Here is a 25,028-nt window from a genome sequence, read left to right as displayed (position 1 = left end):
TCATTGAGCAAGGCGTGTGTGACAACACATCCCGTCGCGACGTAGTTTCAACGCGGTCGGCGCGCGGCATACAGCGGCCAGGTTCGTCCACGGCAGGGTGATTCCGACAACAGCTGCATCGATGCAGCGGCCAGGTCCGTTTTGCGGATCTCGAGGCCGACGGGCGTCGTTTGCCCCAAACAATCCGAAGGTGGAGAGGATCGATGAACAAGGTATTCAGTCTGGTATGGAGCCGTTCGCTGGGGAGGCTTGTGGTGGCGTCGGAGTTGGCGTCGGCGAATGGCAGGAAGACGGGCCGGGCGGGCCGTCTCGCCAACGCTGCGCTCGGCGCGGTGGTGCTGTCGGCGAGCTTCATGCTGGCGCCGTCCGCGCAGGCCGCCGACAGCGGCGACCAGGCCTGTACCGTCAATCTCCCCGGCCAAACCGGCGTGGTGGTGGATTGCGCGCAGCTGCAGCACCTGGTGGCGAACACGCTGGGGACCGATGCCAGCCCTTACTTCGCCGCAGACGGCGCCGGCGACGGCAGTGACGCCGCCATTGCATCGGGGGCCGGGAGTGTCGCCGCCGGCGCCGGCGCATTGGCCGTCGGTGACCAATCCACGGCGACGGGCTTCAACAGCCAGGCGCTGGAAATGGCCACCACGGCAGTGGGCGGCCAGACCGTCGCCAACCAGTGGTTCGCGACGGCGATCGGCTACGGGTCGCAGGCCACCGGCTACAGCAGCGTGGCGCTGGGCGAAAACGTCCTGGCCACGGGCGAAATGAGCGTGGCCATCGGCAACAGCTGGGCCGGGATGATGCAGACCCAGTCCAACGGCAACATGTCGGTGGCGATCGGCTCGGCTGCGGCGACCTGGGACAACTACGGCGTGGCCGTGGGCTCGCTGGCCGGTGCGAACACCGAGTACGCCACCTCGGTGGGCGCGATGTCGGCCGCGATCGGCCTGCAATCGACGGCGCTGGGGGCCGCGGCGATGGCCGAGGCGGACGAAAGCGTTGCCATCGGCTACTACTCACACGCATCGGGAGCGAACAGCGTGGCGCTGGGCAATGGATCGGTGGCCAGCCGCGACAACACGGTGTCGATGGGTGCGGCCGGCAACGAGCGCCAGGTCATCAACGTCGCCGCGGGTACCGAAGACACCGACGCAGTGAACAAGGCGCAGCTCGACGAGCTGGGCGACAGCATCGGCGACGCCAACGACTACCTTTCGGTGAACGGGCTGGGTGACGGCAGCGATGCCGCCTTCGCCTTCGGCGACAACGCCAGCGCGGTCGGCCCGAACGCGATCGCCGGCGGCATCGAGAGCACCGCACTCGGTTACCAGAGCGCCGCCGAGGGCGACTACTCCGTCGCCACCGGCAGCGGCAGCCTGGCGCTGGGTACCGGCGCGCTGGCGCTGGGCACGGGCACCTCGGCGCAGGGCGAATTCAGCAGCGCCGTCGGCTACGGGGCCATCGCCAGCGGCGAGTACGGCAGCGCGTTCGGTACCGACGCGGTCGCCGCGTCTTTCGGCCTCGCCGGTGGTTACCTCTCGAACGCCGCCGGGTTCGGCAGCGTCGCGCTCGGATCGAACGCGCAGGCCCTGGGCGAGTACGGCATCGCGATGGGCATCGATGCGCGCGCAGATGCAGCCGCCTCGATCGCCATCGGTATCCAGACCAATCCCTGGGAGCCGAGTGGATTCAGGAGCATCGCACTGGGTGGCATGGCGGGTGCGTCCGGCCAGGACGCGGTCGCGCTCGGCACCCTGTCGCAGGCGGGTGGCGACAGCGCGATCGCGCTCGGCGCCACGATGACCTGCATGGGGGTCATGTGCATCGAACAGAACACCGGCGCATGGGGCACGAACAGCGTCGCGGTGGGGGCCGGCGCCAACGCCCAGAATGACCTGAGCACGGCCGTGGGCGGCGGCGCCCAGGCGAACGGCATCGAATCCGTCGCGCTGGGGTCGTACGCGCAGACCTGGGGCGATTACGGCATCGCCATCGGCACCAACGCCCAGGCGATGGGCGCGAGCTCCGTGGTCCTGGGTGCGAACGCCTATGCGATGGGCGCAAATTCGGTGGCGATCGGCTCCGACTCGGTCACGTCGCGCGACGACGCCGTGACCGTGGGCAACGAGTGGACGGGCATGACCCGCCAGATCACCGGCGTCACTGCTGGCGAGCTGTCAGCGGAGAGCGTCGACGTGGTGAACGGCGCGCAGCTGTTCGCGACCAACCAGCGGGTGAGCGACATCGAGGGCCTGATCGGCGACATCGAAGGGGTGACCAACGCGGTGACCTACGACGACGACGCGCAGGCGACGATCTCGCTCGCGGGCGAGGACGGGACCACGATCACCAACCTGGCCGCCGGCGCGGTCGAGGCGTCGAGCACGGACGCGGTCAACGGCGCGCAGCTGTTCGATGCGCTGGAGTCCACTGCGGCCGCGCTGGGCGGCGGTGCCGGGGTGACCGCGCAGGGCATCCTGTCGGCGCCGAGCTTCATGATCCAGGGCAGCAGCTATAACAACGTCGGGTCGGCGTTCGGGGCGATCGACAGCCTGCTGACCGGGTTCAACGGCCGGCTCGATGCCCTGGAGGCCGGCGGCGGCGGTGGCGGCGGCGGGGACTGGCCGCAGGGCACCGGCGACGGGCTGGCGGTCGGCGCGGGCAGCCACGCCGAGGCCCCCAACGACACTGCGGTGGGCAGCGGCGCCACGGTCACCGGCGAAGGCGGCACGGCGATCGGCCAGGGCGCCACGGCGACCGGGGACGGTGCGGTGGCCTTGGGCCAGGGCTCGGTGGCCGACGAGGCGAACACGGTCTCTGTGGGCAGCGCCGACAACCAGCGGCGGATCACCAACGTCGCGGCGGGGGTGAACGCCACGGATGCCGCCAACGTCGGGCAGATGCAGGCGGGCGACGCGGCGACGCTGGCCTCGGCCAACGGCTACACCGACACCGTGGCCACGCAGACGCTGAACTCGGCCAATGCCTATACCGACAGCCGGTTCGCGGCATTCGACGACCGCTTCGAGGCGCTGGGCAACGAGCTCGGGCAGCGGCTGAGCCATCAGGACCGGCGCATCGACCGCCAGGGTGCGATGAGCGCGGCGATGCTGAACATGGCGATGGGCACGGCCGGGATCCGCACCGACAACCGGCTCGGCGTGGGCGTCGGCTACCAGGGCGGCGAGGCGGCCATGTCGATCGGCTACCAGCGCGCCCTGAGCGAAAGGGCCGCGATCAATATCGGTGGTGCCGTCAGCGGTGGCGACAGCTCCATCGGCATCGGTGCCGGCTTCGGCTGGTAACGGCAGTGCACCGCCGGCATGTGCCGGCGGTGCCACACAGGGATCGGTCTGGAGTGGGCCGCTGCGATCCTGGCGGCCGCGGGCCGGAGTCGCCTCAGCCGCTGCAGCCACCGCAGCAGACCGAGGGCTGCTGCTCGACCTCGCCGGGTTCCACCGCACCCCCGACCTCGTTGAGCAGGGCCATCAGCTGCGCGGCGTCGATCGCCGCGTTCACGCGCAGGCCGTGCGCGGGATCGATGTCGACCACCGCGGACGGGTCGAAGGCGAGCAGCGCGTCCTCGATCACCGCCAGCGGCGGCATCGGGCGCGACGCGCGGACATGGAATTCCATCGTCGTCTCCTGCCGGGCGGCGCGCGCAGGCGCCGATGGCCCCATCCTCCGCCCGCGGCCGCGGGCGTGCGCTGACCCAGGTCAAGCGCGACGAAGCCGTTCAGGGCCAGGCGCATCCGCTCAGTCGGCCAGCACCTCGTGCGCGTCGACCACATCCACGTCCGCCATCTGCCTCGCCCACTGGTCGTACCAGGGCTTGTGCGAAGCACCGACGATGTTGAGGACCCGGACGCCGGGTTCGCTCGAAATCGCCTCGCGGATGTTCGCGACCATGCGCAGATTGCGCGTTTCCCACCAGCCACCGTAGTGGCGGCCGTACTGCTGCGCAGACGCGTCGGCGAACGCACCGCCGAAGTCCGCCTGCACCTGCCGGTCCTGCGCCCCCGCGGCGTTCATGTCGCGGTACAACGCCAGCAGGCTCTGGTCGTCATCCACCGCGGCCACCCGCTCGGCCGCAGCCTTGCGGAACGGCAGCTCGGCCAGGCGCCCGAAGCGCGCGAGCTGCCACGCGTTGAAGCCGTCCTCATCGCCGTAATCGATCCCGTAGGCGGTGTGGTCGTCGACCGCATGCACCCGCTCCAGGCCCGCCGCGGCCGCGACCGCGGCGCCAATCTCGTAGTCCTCGCTCATCCGTCCCGCACTGCGGTCGAGCACCTTGATCGCCTCGGCGGTGAGGCCGTCGCCCTCGCGGCGCTCGTCCGGCGGCAGCCGCAGCCACTGCACCAGCGCCGACGGTCGCTCGCCCGCCGCGAGGAACAGCATCGCCAGATGGCGGCGCTGCCCCGCCGAGGGCGAGTCCGGCCAGTCCGACAACTGCTTGCGCACCTCGGCATCGGCCTGCGGCTGCGACATCTCCAGCGCGCGCTGGAAGCCGCCGGCGTCGGCACAGTAGTGGTCATGGACCGCCGCGTAACGCTGCGGCGTGGCCCGCATCATTTCGCACTGTGCACCCGACAGGCGTTCGATGGTGACCATGCCGGGCTTCCAGTCCACCAGCTTCGCGTTCAGGGGCGCCAGCCACTCGCGCTTCCAGCCCTCGTGGGCGGAGAGGTGCACGCTGCCGAGGTTCATCATCTCGGTGCGTGGGCCGCCCACCGCGGGCTGCACGCCCAGGGGCGGGGTGAACTGCGCGTGCGCGGGCGCGACCGACGCGACGGCGGCCAGCAGGATCAGTGCAGGAATCTTCATGGCACTCGTGTGGTGGCGGATGGGCCACCATCCTTGTCGCCATGCGCGGCGCGCTCAACCATCGATCGTCACGGTGCCGATCGGCCCGCTCCCGCACCGGCGCATGACCGCGCCAGCACGGCCCGATACGCTCGTCAGGCCAGCGATTCGACGTGCGCGATCATCCGTTTCCGGGCCGCCTCGTCGGGCAGGCGCCCCGTCGCGGCGCCCAGGTTGTCGATCACGTTGCGCACCTGGCTGGTGGCCGGCGTGGCCACCGTGACCGCCGGGTGCGAGACCACGAACTTCAGGAAGAACTGGCCCCAGGTGGCGATGTCGTACTCCGCCGCCCAGTCCGGCAGCGCCTGGCCTTCGACCTTCTGCCACAACCGCCTGCGCCCGAAGGGCGCGTACACCAGCACGCCGATGCCATGCTCCTGTGCCAGCGGGAAGATGCGCTCTTCCATCGCACGGTTGTCGACCGCGTAATCCACGCCGATGAAATCGAGCGCCTTGTCGCGCATGAGCGGCTCCAGCTCCGCGTAGCGGCCCTCCGAAGTGTTGGTCGCGCCGATATAGCGGATGCGTCCGGCCTCGCGGGCCTCGCGGAGGATGCCGAGCTGGGTCGGCACGTCGCCCATGTTGTGCACCTGCACCAGGTCGATCGGCGACTTGCCCACGCGCGCGAACGACTGCTCCAGCTGCGCGCGCGCGGCCGCCGGATCCGCCGCACCGCCGCCTCTGCCGGCGACGTTGAGCTTGGTGGCCCAGAACAGCCTGTCGCCAAGGCCCGCCTCCTGGGCGACCCGGCCGGCCACCTCTTCCGACGCGCCGTAGCTGGGCGCGGTGTCGAACACGCTGCCGCCGTGGCCGACCAGCGCCTCGAGGATCCCGCGGATGCGCGCGGCATCCCCTTCGCCGGCGATGCGCGAGAACGAGGCCGAACTGCCCAGGCCCACCACCGGCAGCTGCTCGCTGGTGCCTGGAATCACGCGATTGATCACCGCGCGCGGACTGTCGTCGGCAAGCAGCAACTTGGGATTGATCGCCAGGACCACGCCCGCCAGGGCGGACAGCTTCAGGTAGTCGCGTCGGGTGATCATGCGCGGGGCCTCAAGGTCACCTGCAGGTTTTTACCACAGCAATGCTGTCACAGGCCTTGAATAACGAGTGGCTAACGTCAGCGCCTCCCCCTCGCGCTGCGCAGCAGACCGCACCCGACGCGGTGTCCTGATGCACGCCCCAGGCGACGCCCCATGGATACCAATCGCAATCGCATCGCAGCCTGGGTCGCCGAGGAGGTCCTTCCGCACGAAGCCGAGGTCCGCAGCTGGCTGATCCGCCACTGGCGCTCGGTGCTCGACATCGATGACGTGATCCAGGAAGCCTACTGCCGGATCTCCGAGCTCGACTCGGTGGAGCACATCCGCAACGGCCGCTCCTACTTCTTCACCACCGCCCGTGCGGTCGCCATCGATACGGTCCGCTCCGCCAGGCACAAGAATTCCGTCTCGATGACGGAAACCGAGTGGCTGTACGTCATGGATGAAGGTCCATTGCCGGACCGTTCCGCCGAGTCCGGCCAGACGCTGGAACAGATGGCGGAACTCCTGTCGCGCCTATCCTGGACCTGTCGGCAGGTGATAGAACTGCGCCGGATACACGGATTGTCGCAGGCGGAAACAGCGCGCCAGTTGGGCGTCAGCGAGAACGTTGTCGAAAACCACATCGTGCGCGGCATCAGACACCTGCTGAAGGCGATATCGGAGCAGGAAGCACACGGTACAAGCGAAGGTGAACACGGTTGGAGCACCCCCACTCAAACAGGCAGTCGGAAGAAGAGGCAGCGAGGTGGGCGGTCCGTCTGAACCATGGGCAGATGACAGACCGGCGTCGCGCCGAGATGGAGGCCTGGCTGCGGGCGGACCGTCGTCGCCAGGGCGCCCTGTTGCGAGCCCAGGCGGCGCTCCACGCGATCGAGACCGCGGTGGTGCGCGGCCCCTCCGTGCTTGCGTCCGGCAACGACGCGGATTACGGACAGGCAAGGCCATCGCCCCCCCGGCGCCACCGACTGGCCATCGGCGCGATCGCGGCATGCCTTCTGGCCCTGATCGTCGTGGCGCCGGCCCGCTTCTGGCCGACCACGCCGGATCCCATCGTCACCCGCGACGCCCTCAACCTGTCGGATGGCAGCATCGTCACCCTCGGTGACGGCGCGAATGTCACCGTCCAGATGACGGACCACGCCCGCACCGTGACGCTGGAAAGCAGTGAAGCCGTCTTCAACGTGGCCAAGGATGCGAAGCGCCCGTTCGTGGTCCGCTCCGGCGAGGTGTTCGCCCAGGCGGTGGGCACCGTCTACTCGGTCACACGGGTCGGCAGCAGGGGCGCGCTGGTGAACGTGTCGGAGGGCAGCGTGCTGGTCTGGGCCGACGGCGAGGCCGACCGGGGCATCGTGCTGAACGCCGGCGACCAGCTGACGCTGGACCCCGACGCGTCCATGCCGCAGGCACGGGACCCCGGGCAGATCTCACTGGACAACGAGTCGATCCTGGCCGCGTCGAAACGATTCAATCGCGTCAACCGCATCCAGATCGTGGTGGAGGACCCGGCCGTCGGCGACGTCAGGATCGTGGGGCTGTTCAAGGCGAACGACCCGGAACAGTTCGCACAGGCCGCAGCGGTCATTGCCGGTGCGCAGGTCACCCACCGGGACGGCCGGATCGTTCTTCAGACCAGGGGATCGCCTGTCATAAAAAATTAATCCGCCAGCGTGAAGGAAACCGCCGGGTGCGCCGTCATCAAAGGGGTACGTCCTCCCAACAGGAACCCCACGCAGTGCGCCCTACCTCCTCCCGCTTGGCCATCTCGATCGCCGCCGCCGTGGTTGCGATCTCACTTTCAGCCCCCCTGCATGCACAGGACCAGGTGCATGAGTTCAACGTTCAACGGCAGGATGCGTCGAGCGGAATCCGCGAGTTCGCGCAGCAGGCCGGAATCCAGGTCATCGTATCCGGCGACGACGCACAGGACCGCATCGTCAATGGCGTGTCGGGAACGCTGCCACCGCGCGCCGCACTCGACCGGCTGATCGCGGGAACGGGCCTGGCGGTTCGCTCGTTCGACAACAACGTCGTGGTCCTGGGCCCGGAAACCCCTGCGGCACCGGGCGCCACCGAGGCGCCCGGGGACGAGGTTTCAACGCTCTCCAACATGGTGGTCACCGGCTCGCGCATCGCGCGGCCGGAGCTGGAATCGTCGATGCCCATCGGGGTGATCGACATGGACCGTGCCATGAGCCAGGGCAAGACCACGCTGTACGAAACCGTATTGCAGGACGTCGCGGTCGGTCCCGGCAACGGCCCCTACAACAGCTCGCCCGAAGGCCAGTACGACGGCGGCATGGCGACCATCGAACTGCGCAACATGGGCGTCGCCCGCTCGCTGACGCTGGTCGACGGGCGTCGTCGCGTGTCCAGCGGCCAGTCCTCGTCGGCGGTCGACATCAACATGATTCCCGCCGCAATGGTCGACCGCGTCGAGATCATCACCGGCGGCGCGGCCGCGGTCTACGGCGCGGATGCCGTGACCGGCGCAGCCAACATCATCACCCGGAAGGATTTCGAAGGGCTTGAATTCTCGGCAACCACCGGCACCACCCAGGACGGCGGTGGCGACAAGACCCAGTTCTCGATCGTGGCCGGCACCAGCTTCGCCGACGGGCGCGGCTCCATGATGTTCGGCGGCACCTGGGCGAAGAACGACCCCATCCACGTCTATGACCGCTATGCGAAGGACGAGAACCTCAGCTATCAGGCCAACCCGGAAAACACCGGACCCGACGATGGCATCCCCGACCGCATCATCCGTTACAACACCACCAACATGTACCTGCAGCCGGTCCCGACCATCTTCGTCGGCGGGGACACGTATCTGTTGAACCCGGACGGCTCGGCCTACGTGGGCGCCTACAACACCTGCCATGCCGGCTGCGGCACCTCGCGCGATGGCGGCGATGGCGGCATGCCGCAGAGCCAGCATTGGAGCGACTTCATGATCGCGCCGATCGAAAACGCGTCCCTCATGGGTCATCTCAACTATCAGTTGACCGACCGGGTGAACTTCGGCCTGAACTTCGACTACGGCCGCTCCAAGTACGACGCCTACCGCCGCCCGTATCGCGACGACGACCGCCTGACCTGGATCAACGGGGCCGGTGGCGCGGTTGCCTACCTGGACAATCCGTTCCTGCCCGACTCCTTCCGCGACGTCATGCTGGCCAATGGCCTGGAGTCGACTGTCGTGCAGCGCAGCTATGAAAACTTCGGCCAGATGACCGATCACAGCGACCGCCAGACCTTCAACATCGGCGCCGCGTTCGACGGCGAGATTGCCGGCGGATTCCAATGGGAAGCGTTCTGGCAGCACGGCCGCAGCACCAATGACATCCACGCCAACAACGTGCCGATGGCCTCGCGCCTGCTCGCCGCGCGCGACGTGATCGCCGATGAGGACGGCATTCCGGTGTGCCGCGATGAGGCCGCCCGCGCACTCGGCTGCGTGCCGCTCGACGTCTTCAGCACTGAAGAACTCAGCCCGGAACTGCGCGACTGGATGATGGCCACGCGCCGCAAGCACCGCGAACAGAGGCAGACGATCTTCGGCGGCAGCCTGGCCGGCAACCTGTTCTCCCTGCCGGCCGGCGAAGTGCAGGCCGTTCTCGGCATCGAACACCGCAAGGAATCCATCTACAACGTCGACGACAACGGGGCCGCGCCGCCGGCCAACGAACTGTCGCACCTGGGCACCTGGGCGCCCTACGAGCCGGAACTTTCAGCGTCCAACGACGTGTCCGAGATCTATGCGGAGCTGGTGGTGCCCGTGCTGAAGGACCTGCCCTTCGCGCACCGCCTGACCCTGGAAGGCGCGTACCGCCATTCGGACTACAGCGACTTCGATTCCACCAACACCTGGAAGCTGGGGGCGAGCTGGGCACCGATCGAGAGCCTGACCTTCCGCGCCACCAAGTCCAGGAGCGTGCGCGTTCCCAACTTCGGCGAGCTGTACTCCTCGCGCGCCGTGCAGGAAATCGGCGTGCGCGATGCGTGCCTTGAAACCAGTTACCAGGCCAACCCGACCCGCATGGCCAACTGCGCGGCACTGATGCAGCAACTGGGCGTCGACACGCCCTACCTGCCCAGCGAAATCGGCACCGGCTACGTCATCACCGGCGGCAGCCAGGACGTCACCCCGGAGATCTCCGACAGCGTCAGCGCGGGCCTGGTCTGGCAGCCGCTGTTCGTGCGCAACCTGGACGTGACCCTGGACTACTGGAACATCAAGCTCGACAACATGATCACCGCGGTCTCGCAGCAGAACATCCTGAACCTGTGCATGGACCTGCCCAGCATCGACAACCAGTTCTGCGACCGCGTCACCCGTGATTCGCGCGGCTATGCCGAAGGCGTCGATACCAGCTTCATGAACGTGTCCGAATCCGAGGCCAAGGGCATCGACCTCGGCGCGAACTACCGCTTCGACCTCGGCCCGGGCCGGCTGAGCATGGGCCTGCGCGCCAGCTACCTGCTCACGTACGAAACCACCACCCTGCCGGGCGTGGCCACCAGCCGGATCATCTACGACGGCGGTTACCAGAACCCGGACTTCCGCGGCAACCTGTCCCTGAACTACGACATCGGCGACTGGGAAATCGGCCTGAACAACCGCTACTGGGGCAAGTCGGTCAACTACACCAACGTGTCCGACGAGGCCTACGAAGGAAACAGGCTCCCGGCAAGGCTCTACAACGACCTGACCGTCGGCTGGCACATGAACGAGCGCGCCACCTTCCGCGTGGGCATCAACAACCTGTTCGACACCCAGGTGCCGTACCGGCCGCGCATCTTCAAGGGCGGCGGTGGCGTTTACGACGTCTACGGCCGCTACTTCTACGTCAACGCGAAGTTCAGCTTCTGATGGCGCGTCGACAGACGCGTGGAAGCCTGCCGCGAACCACCGAAATCCGCCATGCGACGTGGCGCGAAATGATCGACACCGGAGTGAGCATGATCCTGACCGACAACCCGAAAGAACTGGCGCGCCTGCTGCAGGCCGAATATGCGGACCGCCGCGGAGATGCCAAATGATGCGCGCAGACGCCTGGGCACTGTCCGCCTGCCTTGCCGTGGCGCTGTCGGCCTGCACCACGGCGGAACCGGCCGCGCCGGAGGTACTCGTCCAGCCGGCCGTCGCCGCCCACCGCGGCGGAGCGATGCATCGCCCCGAGAACACCATCAGCGCGTTCGACCACGCCATCGCGCTGGACGTCGACGTACTGGAGCTCGATATGGTGATGACGGTCGACGACCAGCTGATCGTGCATCACGACGCCACCATCAATCCCGACATCTGCACTCCCGACCCGGGCTCGGACGTGGTGGCCGGACCGGTCCGCGGCCTGACCCTCGAGCAGACCCGACAGTTCGACTGCGGAACGAAGGTGCGCGACATCTATGCCGTGGAAGGCCACAAGGCGGTGCCGGGTGCGCGCATCCCCACGGTGGATGAAGTCCTGCAGCGCTACCGGAAGGAGGACGTCACCTTCTATGGCGAGACCAAGGTGCCCAAGTCCATGCCGGGCGTGACCGATGTGGATCCGGTGGCATTCGCAACCCTGGTGGAAGCGGCAGTGCGCCAGAACGGGCTGGAAGACAGGTTCATCCTGCAATCGTCCGACTACCGCACCATCGACGCCCTGCACGCGATCAACCCGCGCATCCGCACCTGCTTGCTGGGTGCGCACAAGTGGGGCCATCGCGATTTCCTGGCGACGCTGCAACAGCACCATGCCACCTGCATCCTGCTGCGCGACTCCATCGCCGACAGGGACGACGTGAAGGCACTGCAGGCTGCCGGCGTGCAGGTCTATTCGGAAGTCGTCGACACACCTGACGCCTGGCGCAAGTACCTCGATCTCGGCGTGGATGTCCTCTTCACCAACCACCCGGAAGGCGCGATCGAGTTCGTGGAGCAGCAGCAGTAGCAGTAGCAGTAGCAGGGTTTCGGCAGCAAGTCTTCATCGCAACTCGCAGCGGCAGGGAGCAATCCTTGCCGCTGTTCTTCTACGGCATGGACGCGTGCCGCCGGGCGATCAGCCTTGGCCGCTGCGCCGCCATGCCAGGCAACGGTTGTTCGCCGGCATGGCCACATCGGCCAGGAGCATGAGTCCCGCATCGGCCGCGAGGGCATCCACCACCTCGAAGTCGCGGATGCCCGAACGCGGGTCGCGCGCCTTCAGCCAGGCGTCGAAGTCGCGGTTGCTTTCGCTGCTGTAGGCGCCGGCGTAGTTGAACGGGCCGTAGGCCACCAGCGTGCCGCCTGGTGCGCCTGCGAGCACCTGCCCGACGCCGTGGAAGAACGCCTCCACCGCGTCAACGCCCATGATGTGCAGGGAATTGGCGGTGAACACCGCATCGGCATCGACCGCCGGCCAGGGCGACTGCAACGCGTCGAGCGCCAGCGGCGGCGGCGTGTTGGGCAGGTTCGCTTCGTCCAGCCAGGCGCGGATGCCGGGCAGGCTGTCGGCGACATCGGAGGTCTGCCAGGTAAGCCACGGCATCGCAGCCGCGAAGTGCACCGCGTGCTGGCCGGTGCCGCTGGCGATTTCAAGCACGCGGCTGCGGCCGGCGAAGTGCTCGAGCAGCACCGCGAGGATGGGCTCGCGATTGCGGTCACAGGAAGGTGCATGGGGTTTGGCAGTGGCGTGGCTCATGGCGGTGTCCGGCTTCGGTGTCTGCAGCATACAAATCGCACTGCGGCGGCGCTCGCCGCTCGGCATCCGTGCGCGGCGCCGTCACAATGGCGTTCGTAAATGCACGGGCAGGCGTTGGACATGCGGATTGGAATCGATTTCGGCACGAGCTATTCGGCCGCGGGCGCCGTGGTGGACGGCCAGGTGCAGCTGATCCGCTTCGGCGACCAGGAGCAGTTCCGCACCACGGCGTTCTTTCCGCAGCGGCTGCCGGACCTGCAGAAGTTCGAGCTGACCGATGCGCTGCAGGACGAGGTGGCGCGCTGGATGACCAGCGCCAAGGGCGAGCAGACCCGCGAAATGGCGCGCCTCGAACGCCTGCGGCAAGCGGCCATGGCGCAGCCGGCGCACCTGCGCGCCGACGCGCTCGCCCAGGTGCCCACGCTGCGCATGCGCAGCGATATCGAGATCCGCCGCGCGGCGATCGCCGCCGTGCGCCGCAACTGGGCCGCCGCCGAAGTGCGCGAGGCGATGGACGCCAAGGCCGACCTCGACGACGCGCTGTACGGCGACGAAGCGGTCGATGCCTTCCTGTCCGCCGGCGAGGGCCACCTGGTGGTCTCGCCGAAATCGATGCTCGGCTACAAGCTCGAGGCGCACGCGCGCGACGTGCTGCTGGGTATCGCCACCCACGTGCTGCGCCACATCCGCAGCACCGCCTCCGCGCAGCTCGGCGCCGACGTGCGCTCGGCGGTCATGGGCCGTCCGGTGCGCTTCCGCAGCTCGATGCAGGAGGGCGGTGGCGTGCAGGCGCTGGAGATCCTCACCGACGCCGCGCATGCAGCCGGATTCGAGGCCGTCGAATTCCTGGAAGAACCGGCCGCGGCCGCCTATGACTTCCACCGCCGCAGCCAGCGCGCGTGCCGCACGATGATCCTCGACATCGGCGGCGGCACGACCGACATGGCGCTGGCGCTGGTGGGCGGCGATGCGCCGGCACCGGTGATCCACGGGGCCTGGGGCGAGCCGGTCGGCGGTACCGACGTGGACCTGGAACTGAGCATGCGCGGGGTGATGCCGCTGTTCGGCAAGAACATCACCCGCACGCCCGTGCACCGCTTCTACGAGGCGTCGCACGTGCAGGACCTGCAGCGCCAAGGCAACTTCCGCAACGCGGTGTTCGACGAGGTGGAGGCGCCCTACGGCGCGCGCCTGATGGCGCTGCAGCAGGCCGGCCACACCGTGCGCCTGAACCGCGCGGTCGAGCGGGCCAAGATCGAACTGAGCGGCACCGGGCGCGTGGACATCGACCTCGACTACATCGAGCCGGGCCTGGCCTGCGCGATCGACCACGCGCACCTCGAGGCCGCCGCCGAGCGGCCGTTCCTCACCCAGCTGCGCGCGCTCATGCGCGAGGCCAGCGCTGGCGCGATCGAGGTGCCGGAAGTGATCTACCTCACCGGCGGCATGTCGCGCTCGCCCTACGTGCCGGCACTGGTGGGCGAGGTGTTCCCGGGCGTGGAGATCGTGCGCGGCGACGCGTCGCTGGGCGTGGTGACCGGGCTCGCGCGCGCGGCTGCTGCCTGAGCCCTCAGTCGCGCGGGGAGCCCTGCGCGCGTTGCGACGCACTCGCCTCACGCGCTCCGCGGAACTCGCTGTCGGCATCCCACTCCGGCCAGCCGGCCGAACCCGCGACTTCACGCACCAGCCGCAGCACCACTTCGGTATCCGCGACCGGCCCGCGCATGTCCCAGCCGTCATCGAAGTCGTCGCCGGGCTGGTGGTAGCGCTTGGCGAAGTAGTCCGCGCGCGCAGCCATGCCGCCGGCCACGCCGCCATCGACCTGGTCCATGCCCGGTCCCACGGTGATGGCGGGCACGCCGGCCTGCGCAAACGCGAAATGGTCGGCGCGGTAGAAGAAGCCGGCCTCGAGGTTCGGGTCGCTGGAATACGTGCGCCCTTCGGCCTCTGCCGCCGCTTGCAGGTCACGCTCCAGCGAGACCTTGCCCAGGCCCCAGCTCGAGATGTCGCGCGTCGGCCCGTCGGGGCTCCACATCTCCATGTTGATCGCCGCGGCCGTCGTGGCCAGCGGGCGCAGCGGCTTGGCGGCGTAGTACGTCGCGCCCAGCAGCCCGCTTTCCTCGGCGGTCAGCGCGATGAACAGCACGCTGCGCGCCGGCGGCGGCCCTTCGGCCATTACCCGCGCGATCTCGATCATCGACGCGATCGCGGTCGCGTTGTCGACCGCGCCGTTGATGATCGCGTCGCCGCTGTCGTCGGGATCACCGATGCCGAAGCTGTCCCAGTGCCCGGAGACAATCACAGTCTCGTCGGCGCGGTCGTCGCCGGGAAGCAGCCCCACCACGTTGCGGCTGGTGATGCGGTTGCGCTCGACATCGAACGCCGCCGAGAACGTCGCATCACCCAGCGCGCGCGCCCGGAAGCCGTGCTGCTGCGCTTCACGCTTCGCCTCATCGAACGACAGCCCCGCGTCCGCGAACAGGCGCTCGGCCGTCGCGCGCTGGATCCAGCCACGTACCGGCAGGTGATGCGCGGCCGCGTCGTCGCGCACGATGTCGAACTGCGGCGCCAGGCGCCCGTTGCGCACCGTCGCCCATGGATACGCCGCCGGTTCGGTCTCGTGCACGATCAGCACGCCCGCAGCGCCGCGCTTCGCCGCCTCGATGTACTTGTAGGCCCAGCGCCCATACCACGTCATCGCAGGGCCGCCGAAGCGCCCGGGCTCCGTTTCGAAGTCGGGATCGTTGACCAGCACCACCACGATCTTGCCGCGCACGTCCAGGCCGGCGTAGTCGTCCCAGTCCAGCTCCGGCGCGGTGATGCCGTAGCCGGCGAACACCAACGGCACGTCGCGCAGGTCCACGCGGCCCGACGGATGCAACGTCTCCAGCGCGATGTCCTCGGCGTTGGCCAGGTCCCACACCGCGTCGCCGATCGTGAACGACGACGTCACCGGACCCGCGATCTGTGTCCGCTCCAGCGTGACGGCTTGCATCCAGCCGCCCGCTTCGCCCGCGGGCTGGAGACCCGCCGCCGCGAACTGTTCGCTGATGTAGGCCACCGTCTTCTCTTCGCCGGGCGTGTCCGGCGCGCGGCCTGCGAACGCGTCGGAGGGCCAGCATGCGCAGATGCGCGGCAAGCCTGTCGCTGCTGATCGCCCCCGGCGCCATCGCCGCAGGCTGTGCCACGCCCGCGCCCGCGCCCTCGTCCGCCGCGGGCGGCGCATCGCCGCTGCAAGCGCCAAGGAGCAGGCCCGCGAACATCGCACCCAACAATCGCACCATGGGAATCATCCGGTTCGGCAACGGCACCATTCTGTCGCATGCGGTTCCGTGACGGACCGCCCTTGCCCGCCGAAACCAGCCGGCGCACGCTTCGGACCACCTCCGGCCCCGCAATCGCGGCTCCGCCCCGCACGATCTGCAAGGACACCCCGATGCCCCTCGCACTCTACGGCCACCCCTTCTCGTCCTACACCCAGAAGGTCCTCATCGCCCTCTACGAGAACGGCACCGCGTTCGAGTTCCGCACCATCGGCCCGGACACGCCGGAGCACACCGCCGACTGGTTGCAGCGCTGGCCCCTGCGCAAGTTCCCGCTGCTGGTCGACGGCGACCGGCAGCTCGTCGAGACCAGCATCATCATCGAGTACCTGCAGCTATCCCATCCCGGCCCCGCGCGCCTCATCCCCGCCGACCCGATGGCCGCGCTCGACGTCCGCTTCCTCGACCGCTTCTTCGACCTCCACGTCATGGACGCCATGCAGATCGCGGTCGAAGCCGCCCTCGGCCGCCTGCCCGTGCCGCCCGAAGCAGGCCTCGACATCGCCCGCGAACGCCTGGACCGCGCCTATGCCTGGCTGGATGGACACCTGGCAGGCCGGACCTGGGCCACCGGGCCCGACTTCACCCTCGCCGACTGCGCGGCCGCTCCGTCGCTCTTCTACGCCGACTGGACCCACCCGATCCCCGACGCCTTCCCCACGCTCCGCGCGTACCGCGCCCGGCTGCTCGCCCACCCCTCCATCGCGCGTGCGGTCGACGAAGCCCGGCCCTACCGCCCGCTCTTCCCGCTCGGGGCCCCCGACCGCGACTGATGACGGTCAGGGCGTCCGCACAGCTCCTTCGCGCCGCAACGCCTCCAGGATCCGCAGTCCAGCGCGCCCATCCGCCGGCGCCATCCCCAGCCGCGCCTGCTCCTGCGCGATCGCACGCCGCGTCAGCGTGCCCACCATGCCGTCGGCCTCGCCGATCGCATGCCCGTGCGCCAGCAGCAGCGCCTGCAGTTCACGCCGCTCCGCCCGCCCGATCCCGGGATCATCCGTCGGCCACGCCTTTGCGAATCCGCCGCCGCCGCGCAGCCGGTCGGCCAGGTGCGCGATCGCCAGGGCATAGCTTTCCGCCGCGTTGTACGAATAGATCGCATCGAAGTTCTTGAACACCACGAACGCCGGCCCCGCCGCGCCCGCAGGCAGGATCACCGCCGCGCGCGCATCCGCAGCCACGCCACCGATCGCACTGCCATCTACGCGCGTCACGCCCTGCTTCACCCACTCCGACAGCGGTTTGCGATTCGTCCGACCCGCCTGCGTGGCGTTGAAGCCTTGCGGCAACGCCACCTCGTAGCCCCACGGTTCGCCGTTGCGCCAACCTGACTTTTTCAGGTAGTTCGCCGTCGATCCCAGCGCATCCGGGATGCTGCCGACCAGGTCGCGGCGCCCGTCGCCATCGAAGTCCACCGCGATCCGCTGGTAGGTGGTCGGCATGAACTGCGTATGCCCGAACGCCCCCGCCCACGAGCCGGTGATGCCCGGATCGACCAGGTCCCCGCGCGCCAGCAGCTGCAGGGTCGCGATCAGCTCGCCCTGGAAGAACGGCTGCCGTCGCCCGAAGCACGACAGCGTCGACAGCGACGTCAGCAGCGGCCGCTTGCCGAAGCTGCGCCCGTAGTCGCTCTCCACGCCCCACACCGCCACCACCGTCGCCGGGTCGACGCCGTACTCCGCCTGCACCCGCGCCAGGGTGTCGGCATGCGCGGTGAGCATGGCCAGCCCGTCGTCCACGCGCTGCCGGTCGACCAGCGCCGCCAGGTAGTCCCAGATCGGCGTGGTGAACTCGGGCTGCTGGTCGAGCAGCGGCAGCACCGTCATGTCCGGCGCGAGATCCGCGGTCAGGCGGTCGAAGCTGGCGCCGTCGACGCCCTTGGTGCCGGCTGAGCCGCGCACGCGTGCCATGCAGCCCGTGAAGGTAGCCAGCTCGGCCGCGGAGGCCACCGGCTGCGCGGGTGCCTGCGGCACCTTTGGAGCCGATGCATCAGCGGCGGCTGGCGCAGCATCATCGACTGCCGGTGTCGGCCCTGCCGGCGCAGCGGCGGGCATGGCGTCCTGCGCCAAAGCCAGTGACGCGGGCAAGGCCAACAACAGCGCTGCAAGGGCAGGGAAAAGACGCATCGCAAGCTCCGGATTCGACTCGCCGGATTGTAGGCACGCACCCACACCGCGAACCGTCACGCCGCATGAACGACAGCGCGCGGCGCCACGGCTTCACGGCCAACAGACCGCCACTGCGTTGTCATCAACCGTCCGCAACCGGAACGACCGCGATGGAAGCCCTGCACGATGGCGAACTCTGGATCCTGCTGCGCGTGGCCGCCGCGATGGCGCTGGGCGGCGTGCTCGGCATCGAACGCGAGCTCGGCCACCATTCCGCCGGCTTGCGCACGCACATGATGATCGCCGGCGCCGCGGCGCTGATCGTCGGCCTCGGCGACGTGGTCGCCCAGCACTTTGCCCAGGAGCAGTACCGCGACCTGCTGCGCATCGATCCCGGCCGACTGATCGAGGCCGTGGTCGCCGCCGTCGGCTTCGTCGGCGCCGGCGCCATCCTGCGCGCCCGCGGCAAGGAGCAGGTGCACGGCCTGACCACCGCCAGCTCGCTGCTGATGGCCGCCGCCATCGGCATCGCCGCCGGCCTCGGCAACTACCTGCTGGCGTTCGGCGCGTCGCTGCTGTGCGTGCTGGTGCTGGCCGTGTTCCGCCGCCTGGAACGCCGCATCGGCACGGCCGAACCCGGGCCCGATCCCGGCGAGGACTGAAAAACGCACGCGCCGCAGTTGCGGCATGATCCAACACCGACCGCGAGGACTCCCCAATGCACGATCACCGCCCCGCCCGCACCCTTGCCGCCCTGCTGGTGGCACCGCTGGCCTGCATGGTCGCCGCCTGCTCGACCGCGCGCGAACCCGCGGCCGACCGCCCGCCGCCCACCGTCATCGACGGTGTGAGCGGCAGCTGCGACGACAAGGCCGCCGCCGCGTTCGTCGGCCAGTCCATTACCGAAGCCGTTGCCGAGCAGGCGAAATCGGCCGCCGGCGCCCGCGGCGTGCGCGTCATCCGGCCGGGCATGGCGGTGACCATGGACTACCGCGAAGGACGCCTGAACCTGCACCTGGACGACAAGGGCGTGATCACGCGGGCCACCTGCGGCTGACGCGGGACCATGGCACGGGGGAAGGCCAGGGGAACGACACCGCGCAGCTGGATCTGGCTGGTCGCGGCCCTGTGCCTGTTCGGCATGTGGCAGGTGCTGGAGCGCGAAAGCGGCCCAGGCCTGCCACCGGCCGCGGACACGCACGCGCTGCCGGACAGCGCACCCACCCTGCCGCCGCCAGCGCGCGGCGATGGCGGCACCCGGTCCGACCCCGCACTCGCCTTCCTGCCCGCCGAGGCCCACGCCACCCTGGCCCTGATCGATCGCGGCGGCCCCTTCCCGCATCGCCAGGACGGCAGCGTGTTCCAGAACCGCGAGCGCCTGCTGCCCGAGCGCCAGCGCGGCCACTACCGCGAATACACCGTCGACACCCCCGGGCTTGGCCACCGCGGCGCCCGGCGCATCGTCACCGGCGGCGATCCGCCCGCCGAGTGGTATTACACCGCCGACCACTACCGCAGCTTCCGCGCCTTCCAGCGCAGGGACCGCCCATGATCGACATCGAACTCGGCAGCCTGCTGGCCGACGCCAGCCAGGCCGCGGCCTATTTCGTCGACATCCGTGACCGCGCGGCCCTGGTCGAAGCCGCCAACGCGCTCGACTTCACCGTTGCCGTGGCCAACCTGGCGGCCGCCGACGACAAGGACGCCCTGCTCGACCAGATCGCCGAAGCGCTGCAGTTCCCCGCCACCTTCGGCGGCAACTGGGATGCGCTCGCCGACAGCCTGGGCGACCTGTCCTGGCTGCCCGCGCCCGGCTACGTGCTGCTGCTCGACCACTGCGCCGACCTGCGCGATGCCGCGCCGGACGACTTCGCCACGCTGCTGGATATCCTGGACGAGGCCGCGACCGCCCACGCACGCGCAGGCGTGCCGTTCTGGGCGCTGCTTCCTGTGACGCCGCCCGACGCCTGAGCCGGGCTCAGTCGTCCTGGTCCTTGCGGAAGTCGACCGGCTGGCTTTCGCGCCTGGAGCTGATGCTGCCCTCGCTCCTGCGCTCGCAGTCCCGCGACACCGGCTCGCCGGGGCGATCGGGGCGGCTCACGCACATCGGATTGGCATCGACCGCGGCGTTGGTGTCGTGGTACTCGGACATGCCGGCGCAGCCGGCGAGCACGAACGCGGCGGCACAGAGGGCAAGGGCGAAGCGCATGGCGTGATTCCGTTCGAGGGTGCGGTGCCCCGCAGCGTGCATGCCGGACGCTCGGCGATCAAGGCGGTGCCGCGGATGCGGGACCGCCATGGCGGCGATACCTGCCACGAGCGGCCCGGCGGCGAACACGCCCCGAACACGCCGCGTTCACGATACTTCGCGCAGGCCCACCCCCGAGAGGACCGCCGCGATGACGCGACTGCTACCCGCCGCCCTTGCCGCCCTGGCGCTGTCACTGAGCGCCTGCAGCGACCCGAGCGAAGCCTACACACCGGTGGACGAACTGCCGTCGGCAAACGTGCCCGCTGCAGGCACCACGGACCCCGCGCCCCTGTCGGAGGCGGAGCCGCTGCACGAGCTCGCGCCCGTCGATCCGCTGCCGATGCCCACCGACCCCGAAGTCCCGCCGATGGACCCGCTCCCGCCGCCCACGGACGACACCCCGCTGGACGACGCCACCCGCCCGCCGCCGGTCGACCCGACGATGGACGAAGAAGACCCGGTTACCCCCGCGGATCCCCGATAAAGCGCAGGAATTCCTGACGCGTGCGCGCGTCGTCGCGGAAGCCGCCGACCATCTTCGAGGTCACCATGCTGACGCCGCGCTTGTGCACGCCGCGGGTGGTCATGCATTCGTGGCTGGCTTCGACCACCACGCCCACGCCGCGCGGCTTCAGCACGTCCTGGATCACGTTGGCGATCTGGGCGGTCATCTTTTCCTGCACCTGGAAGCGGCGCGCATAGGCCTCGACCACGCGCGCCAGCTTGCTGATGCCCACCACCTTGCCGTCGGGCAGGTAGCCGACGTGCGCCTTGCCGATGATCGGCGCCATGTGGTGCTCGCAGTGGCTTTCGAACTGGATGTCGCGCAGCACGATCATCTCGTCGTAGCCGCAGACCTCTTCGAAGGTGCGCTCGAGGTACTCGCGCGGCTCCTCGGCATAGCCGCTGAACCAGTCGCCATAGGCGTCGACCACGCGCTTGGGCGTATCGAGCAGGCCCTCGCGCGTCGGGTTGTCGCCGGCCCAGCGCAGCAGGGTACGGACGGCCTGCTCGGCCTCGCCGCGGCCCACGCCGTTGCGCTGTTCATCATCGGGCTGGCCCATGGCGTTGCTCCTGATCCTGGACCGCACATGGTACCGCGCCGGTCATGACCATCCGCCGTGGCGGCGGGGGCGCGGCGGCCACACAATGCGGCGTTGTCCCACCCTCCCGGAGAGTCCGCAATGCGCCCAGCTTCCGCCCGCTCACCCCTCGCCATCGCCCTGGCGCTGGTCCTCCCGCTCGGCCTGGCCGCCTGCGACCGCGCCGCCACCGACACCCCGACCACCCCCACCACCACGGCCGCCCCCGCGACCGCGGAAGAGCGCGAAGCCGAGACCGCGCGCCTCAATGCCTGGTTCGAGGAGAAGTTCGAGGAGCAGATGCAGTTCAGCCCGATCCGCATGACCTTCCTCGGCCGCAAGGAGCTGTACGACCAGATCGACGACGTGTCCGATGCCGGCATCCAGAAGCGCCTGGACTGGATGGAAGCCTCGGTGAAGGAGATGGAGTCGAGCTTCGACTACGACCGCCTCGATCCCGAAGCGCAGCTGTCCTGGGACCTGTGGAAGAAGCAGTACGAGAGCGCCCGCGACGGCATGCCCTTCCTGCTCGACGGCTACGCCTTCGACCAGATGAACGGCATGCACAGCATGGCCCCGACCTTCATGATCAATTTCCACCGCGTCGACACCGAGTCCGACTACCTGGCCTATGTCTCGCGCCTGCGCGCGCTGCCGCAGGTATTCGACACCCTGGTCGAGCGCGCCGGCAAGGCCGCGGCCGACGGCATCCGCCCGCCGAAGTTCGCCTGGGAAGGCGTGATCGACCAGTCGAAGAAGGTGGTGGGCGGCGCGCCATTCGACGGCGGCGCCGACAGCGCGCTGTGGGCCGACGCCCAGGCCAAGGCCGATGCGCTGGCCAAGGCCGGCACGGTCACCCCGGAGCGCGCAGCCGAGCTGAAGGACGAGGCCCGCAAGGCCCTGCTGGAAGCGGTCAAGCCCGCCTATGACCGCCTGATCGCCTTTGGCACCGGAGAGCTGCCCAAGGCCTCGGTGAACCCCACCGGCGTCGGCCAGACCCATCCCAACGGCGCCGCGTACTACGCGTACCAGCTCCACGAAAATACCTCCACCGACATGACCGCCGACCAGATCCACGAACTCGGCCTGTCGGAAGTCGCGCGCCTGCGCGGCGAACTGGAGAAGGTGCAGGCGCAGATCGGCTTCGAGGGCGACCTGCAGGCCTTCTTCAAGCACGTCCAGGCCGACCCCTCGCGCCTGTACCCCAATACCGACGCCGGCCGCCAGGCCTATATCGACGATGCCACCGCGGCCATCGACAACATCAAGCAGTACCTGCCGCAGTACTTCGGCCTGCTGCCCAAGGCGGACCTGGTGGTGAAGCGCGTGGAGGCCTTCCGCGAGCAGGACGGCGCCGCGCAGCACTACAACCCGGCCTCGCCCGACGGCTCGCGCCCGGGCGTGTACTACGCGCACCTGTCGGACATGGACTCGATGCCCAAGACCGAGCTCGAGGTGATCGCGTACCACGAGGGCCTGCCGGGCCATCACATGCAGATCTCGATCGCGCAGGAACTCACCGGCGTGCCGACCTTCCGCACCCAGAACTTCGATACCGCCTACACCGAGGGCTGGGGCCTGTACTCGGAGTGGCTGGCGAAGGAGATGCCCGACACCTACCAGACCCCGTATTCCGAATACGGCCGCCTGATGTCCGAGATGTGGCGCGCGATCCGCCTGGTGGTCGACACCGGCATGCACGCCAAGGGCTGGACCGAGCAGCAGGCCGTGGACTACTTCCGCGCCAACAGCTCGGTGCCCGACGCCGCGATCAAGTCCGAGGTGCAGCGCTACCTGGTCAACCCCGGCCAGGCGACGGCGTACAAGGTCGGCATGATCCGGATCCAGGAGCTGCGCGCGCACGCCGAGGCCGAGCTGGGCGAAGCCTTCGACATCCGCGGCTTCCACGACGCCGTGCTGGGCGGCGGCGCGATGCCGCTGGACCTGCTGGAGCGGCGCGTGAACCGCTGGGTGGAGTCGCAGAAGGCCGGCTGATCCCCGCCGGGGACAGGCACGCCGCTCCCACACTTTTGTGGGAGCGGCTATAGCCGCGATCGCCCAAGACCCACATCCCATGCCTGCACCTGTGGGAGCGGCTATAGCCGCGATCGCACGCGATTGACGGCTGCACCCGCGATGCCTGCCATCATGTCCACATGACCACGCCCCCCGATTTCGCCTCGCTCGAGGTTCCACCCGCCCTGCTGCAGGGCGTCGAAGCCCTGGGCTTCACCACCATGACCCCGATCCAGGCGCAGGCGCTGCCCGCGATCCTGGGAGGCCGCGACGTGATCGCGCAGGCACCGACCGGCAGCGGCAAGACCGCCGCCTTCGGCCTCGGCCTGCTGCACCGGCTCGATCCCGCGCTCGGCACGACCCAGGCGCTGGTGCTGTGCCCGACGCGCGAACTGGCGGACCAGGTCGGCAAGCAGCTGCGGCGGCTGGCGCTGGGCATCCCGAACCTGAAGGTCTCGATCCTCTGCGGCGGCATCCCGCTGGGCCCGCAGCTGGCCTCGCTCACCCACGCCCCGCACGTCGTGGTCGGCACGCCCGGCCGCATCCAGGAGCTCGCCGCCAAGGGCGCGCTGTCACTGAAGTCCGTGCGCACCCTGGTGCTGGATGAAGCCGACCGCATGCTCGACATGGGCTTCGAGGACGACATCCGCGACCTGGTGAAGCGCACGCCGAAGGACCGCCAGGGCCTGCTGTTCTCGGCCACCTTCCCCGACGCGATCCGCGCGCTGGGCCAGGCCATGCTGCGCGAGCCGCTGGAGGTCAGCATCGACGGCGGCGCCCAGCCGGCCGCAATCGAACAGCTGTTCTTCGAGGCCGACCCGGCGCGCCGCGCGCCGCTGCTGGCCGCGCTGCTGCTGCGCCACAACCCGGAGTCCGCGGTGGTGTTCTGCAACACCCGTGCCGATACCCGGGACGTGGTCGGATCGCTCGAACACTACGGCTTCTCCGCGCTCGCCCTGCACGGCGACATGGAGCAGCGCGACCGCGACGAGGTGCTGCTGCAGTTCGCCAACCGCAGCTGCAGCGTGCTGGTGGCCAGCGACGTCGCCGCGCGCGGCCTGGACGTCGAAGACATCGGCGCGGTGGTGAACTACGAACTGCCCACCGACGTCGACACCTACCTGCACCGCGTCGGCCGTACCGGACGCGCCGGGCGCGCCGGTCTGGCGCTGAGCCTGGTCACGCCGCGCGAACGCCCGCGCGCGGATCTCGTCGCCGAACGCCAAGGCAAGCCCTTGCGCTGGGAAAGCGTGGCGCCGCTGTCGGGCAAGGCCACCAACGTGCCCACACCCGCGATGGCCACGCTCCGCATCGACGCCGGCCGCGGCGACAAGCTGCGCCCCGGCGACATCGTCGGTGCCCTGACCGGCGACGCCGGCCTGCACAAGGACGCGATCGGCAAGATCGACGTCTTCGCCACTCGCAGCTACGTCGCCATCGCGCGCGGCAAGGCCACGCAGGCACTCGAGCGCCTGCGCGCCGGGAAGATCAAGGGACGGAAGTTCCGGGTACAGCCGATCTAGCCACGGATCGAAACGCTGCCGGCGGGTCCGCGGCGCTCCGTGCCGCCTGCTTCGTGCAGCCATCGAGGCTGTTTTCGGGTTCATCTCCCAACTGAGGGAATGGCGCGCCATTGATCCTCTCGGGCGCCGGGTGCCAAGGCCCTTGAGTGCTCAT

At 69.4% G+C, this 25,028-nt stretch carries 22 protein-coding genes and 1 pseudogene; 15 read left to right on the top strand and 8 right to left on the bottom strand.

The features are described 5' to 3' along the window. Positions 1-203 precede the first annotated feature (203 nt). Positions 204-3,302: an ESPR-type extended signal peptide-containing protein gene (locus tag ACW5E8_RS13480; RefSeq protein WP_456966043.1), complete on the top strand. Its 3,099-nt coding sequence runs from the start codon at positions 204-206 to the stop codon at positions 3,300-3,302. 94 nt (positions 3,303-3,396) lie between these two features. Here ACW5E8_RS13480 and ACW5E8_RS13475 read toward each other — a convergent pair whose 3' ends face one another. From ACW5E8_RS13475 to ACW5E8_RS13465, 3 genes are all read right to left on the bottom strand, one after another. Beyond that, a complete protein-coding gene (locus ACW5E8_RS13475) occupies positions 3,397-3,633 on the bottom strand; it encodes a hypothetical protein (protein WP_456966042.1) in 237 nt (78 codons plus the stop codon). 120 nt (positions 3,634-3,753) lie between these two features. Continuing rightward, the gene (locus ACW5E8_RS13470) at positions 3,754-4,821 is read right to left on the bottom strand and encodes a DUF5694 domain-containing protein (protein WP_456966041.1); all 1,068 of its coding nucleotides are present in this window, start codon (positions 4,819-4,821) and stop codon (positions 3,754-3,756) included. A 134-nt stretch (positions 4,822-4,955) separates the two neighbouring features. After that, positions 4,956-5,903, bottom strand: a complete 948-nt coding sequence (locus tag ACW5E8_RS13465) for an aldo/keto reductase (protein WP_456966040.1) — start codon at positions 5,901-5,903, stop codon at positions 4,956-4,958. Between the two features lie 153 nt (positions 5,904-6,056). Here ACW5E8_RS13465 and ACW5E8_RS13460 point away from each other — a divergent pair, with 153 nt between their 5' ends. The 5 genes from ACW5E8_RS13460 (at position 6,057) to ACW5E8_RS13440 (ending at position 11,842) form a co-directional block, all read left to right on the top strand. After that, positions 6,057-6,668 (top strand): RNA polymerase sigma factor, encoded by a 612-nt coding sequence (locus ACW5E8_RS13460; protein ID WP_456966039.1) that lies wholly within the window; start codon positions 6,057-6,059, stop codon positions 6,666-6,668. Between the two features lie 35 nt (positions 6,669-6,703). Continuing rightward, a complete protein-coding gene (locus ACW5E8_RS13455; RefSeq protein ID WP_456966203.1) occupies positions 6,704-7,564 on the top strand; it encodes a FecR family protein in 861 nt (286 codons plus the stop codon). A gap of 74 nt (positions 7,565-7,638) precedes the next feature. Next, positions 7,639-10,776: a TonB-dependent receptor gene (locus ACW5E8_RS13450; protein WP_456966038.1), complete on the top strand. Its 3,138-nt coding sequence runs from the start codon at positions 7,639-7,641 to the stop codon at positions 10,774-10,776. Further along, positions 10,776-10,946 (top strand): hypothetical protein, encoded by a 171-nt coding sequence (locus ACW5E8_RS13445; protein ID WP_456966037.1) that lies wholly within the window; start codon positions 10,776-10,778, stop codon positions 10,944-10,946. The genes ACW5E8_RS13450 and ACW5E8_RS13445 overlap by 1 nt, the downstream gene beginning before the upstream one ends. After that, the gene (locus tag ACW5E8_RS13440) at positions 10,943-11,842 is read left to right on the top strand and encodes a glycerophosphodiester phosphodiesterase (protein ID WP_456966036.1); all 900 of its coding nucleotides are present in this window, start codon (positions 10,943-10,945) and stop codon (positions 11,840-11,842) included. The genes ACW5E8_RS13445 and ACW5E8_RS13440 overlap by 4 nt, the downstream gene beginning before the upstream one ends. A 108-nt stretch (positions 11,843-11,950) precedes the next feature. Here the strand turns inward: ACW5E8_RS13440 and ACW5E8_RS13435 are convergent, their stop codons facing one another. Continuing rightward, positions 11,951-12,571, bottom strand: a complete 621-nt coding sequence (locus ACW5E8_RS13435) for a DUF938 domain-containing protein (RefSeq protein ID WP_456966035.1) — start codon at positions 12,569-12,571, stop codon at positions 11,951-11,953. A 120-nt stretch (positions 12,572-12,691) separates the two neighbouring features. Here ACW5E8_RS13435 and ACW5E8_RS13430 point away from each other — a divergent pair, with 120 nt between their 5' ends. After that, the gene (locus ACW5E8_RS13430) at positions 12,692-14,137 is read left to right on the top strand and encodes an Hsp70 family protein (RefSeq protein WP_456966034.1); all 1,446 of its coding nucleotides are present in this window, start codon (positions 12,692-12,694) and stop codon (positions 14,135-14,137) included. A gap of 4 nt (positions 14,138-14,141) precedes the next feature. Here ACW5E8_RS13430 and ACW5E8_RS13425 read toward each other — a convergent pair. After that, positions 14,142-15,741: pseudogene (locus tag ACW5E8_RS13425) on the bottom strand (M28 family metallopeptidase). 266 nt (positions 15,742-16,007) lie between these two features. Here ACW5E8_RS13425 and ACW5E8_RS13420 point away from each other — a divergent pair. Then, a complete protein-coding gene (locus ACW5E8_RS13420) occupies positions 16,008-16,667 on the top strand; it encodes a glutathione S-transferase family protein (protein ID WP_456966033.1) in 660 nt (219 codons plus the stop codon). Between the two features lie 6 nt (positions 16,668-16,673). Here the strand turns inward: ACW5E8_RS13420 and ACW5E8_RS13415 are convergent, their stop codons facing one another. After that, a complete protein-coding gene (locus ACW5E8_RS13415) occupies positions 16,674-18,020 on the bottom strand; it encodes a lytic murein transglycosylase (RefSeq protein WP_456966032.1) in 1,347 nt (448 codons plus the stop codon). A 152-nt stretch (positions 18,021-18,172) separates the two neighbouring features. Between ACW5E8_RS13415 and ACW5E8_RS13410 the strand changes: the two genes are divergently transcribed. Genes ACW5E8_RS13410 through ACW5E8_RS13395 form a run of 4 tightly spaced genes read left to right on the top strand, consistent with a single transcriptional unit; the run spans position 18,173 to position 19,973 of the window. Then, positions 18,173-18,664, top strand: coding sequence for an MgtC/SapB family protein (locus tag ACW5E8_RS13410; protein WP_456966031.1), 492 nt, complete (start codon positions 18,173-18,175; stop codon positions 18,662-18,664). Between the two features lie 56 nt (positions 18,665-18,720). Continuing rightward, on the top strand, positions 18,721-19,059 hold the full coding sequence (locus ACW5E8_RS13405; RefSeq protein WP_456966030.1) for an I78 family peptidase inhibitor: 339 nt from the start codon (positions 18,721-18,723) through the stop codon (positions 19,057-19,059). Positions 19,060-19,068: 9 nt separating this feature from the next. Beyond that, entirely contained in the window at positions 19,069-19,554 is a 486-nt protein-coding gene (locus ACW5E8_RS13400) for a ribonuclease domain-containing protein (protein WP_456966029.1), read from the top strand. After that, on the top strand, positions 19,551-19,973 hold the full coding sequence (locus ACW5E8_RS13395; protein ID WP_456966028.1) for a barstar family protein: 423 nt from the start codon (positions 19,551-19,553) through the stop codon (positions 19,971-19,973). The genes ACW5E8_RS13400 and ACW5E8_RS13395 overlap by 4 nt, the downstream gene beginning before the upstream one ends. 7 nt (positions 19,974-19,980) lie before the next feature. On the opposite strand, the gene ACW5E8_RS13390 is transcribed toward ACW5E8_RS13395, so the two are convergent. Then, complete coding sequence (locus ACW5E8_RS13390) at positions 19,981-20,211, bottom strand: hypothetical protein (RefSeq protein ID WP_456966027.1); 231 nt, start codon at positions 20,209-20,211, stop codon at positions 19,981-19,983. 190 nt (positions 20,212-20,401) lie between these two features. Here ACW5E8_RS13390 and ACW5E8_RS13385 point away from each other — a divergent pair, with 190 nt between their 5' ends. Further along, positions 20,402-20,737: a hypothetical protein gene (locus tag ACW5E8_RS13385; protein WP_456966026.1), complete on the top strand. Its 336-nt coding sequence runs from the start codon at positions 20,402-20,404 to the stop codon at positions 20,735-20,737. Here ACW5E8_RS13385 and folE read toward each other — a convergent pair. Beyond that, positions 20,715-21,317: a GTP cyclohydrolase I FolE gene (folE, locus tag ACW5E8_RS13380; RefSeq protein WP_456966025.1), complete on the bottom strand. Its 603-nt coding sequence runs from the start codon at positions 21,315-21,317 to the stop codon at positions 20,715-20,717. The two genes, ACW5E8_RS13385 and folE, sit on opposite strands and share 23 nt — an antisense overlap. A gap of 120 nt (positions 21,318-21,437) precedes the next feature. On the opposite strand from folE, the gene ACW5E8_RS13375 reads away from it, so the two are divergent. Then, entirely contained in the window at positions 21,438-23,330 is a 1,893-nt protein-coding gene (locus tag ACW5E8_RS13375; RefSeq protein ID WP_456966024.1) for a DUF885 domain-containing protein, read from the top strand. A 161-nt stretch (positions 23,331-23,491) separates the two neighbouring features. Continuing rightward, entirely contained in the window at positions 23,492-24,874 is a 1,383-nt protein-coding gene (gene dbpA / locus ACW5E8_RS13370) for an ATP-dependent RNA helicase DbpA (RefSeq protein WP_456966023.1), read from the top strand. The last annotated feature ends 154 nt before the right edge of the window (positions 24,875-25,028 follow it).

The organism is Luteimonas sp. A649, assembly GCF_054072735.1.
This window is presented reverse-complemented; position numbering and strand designations above follow the sequence as displayed.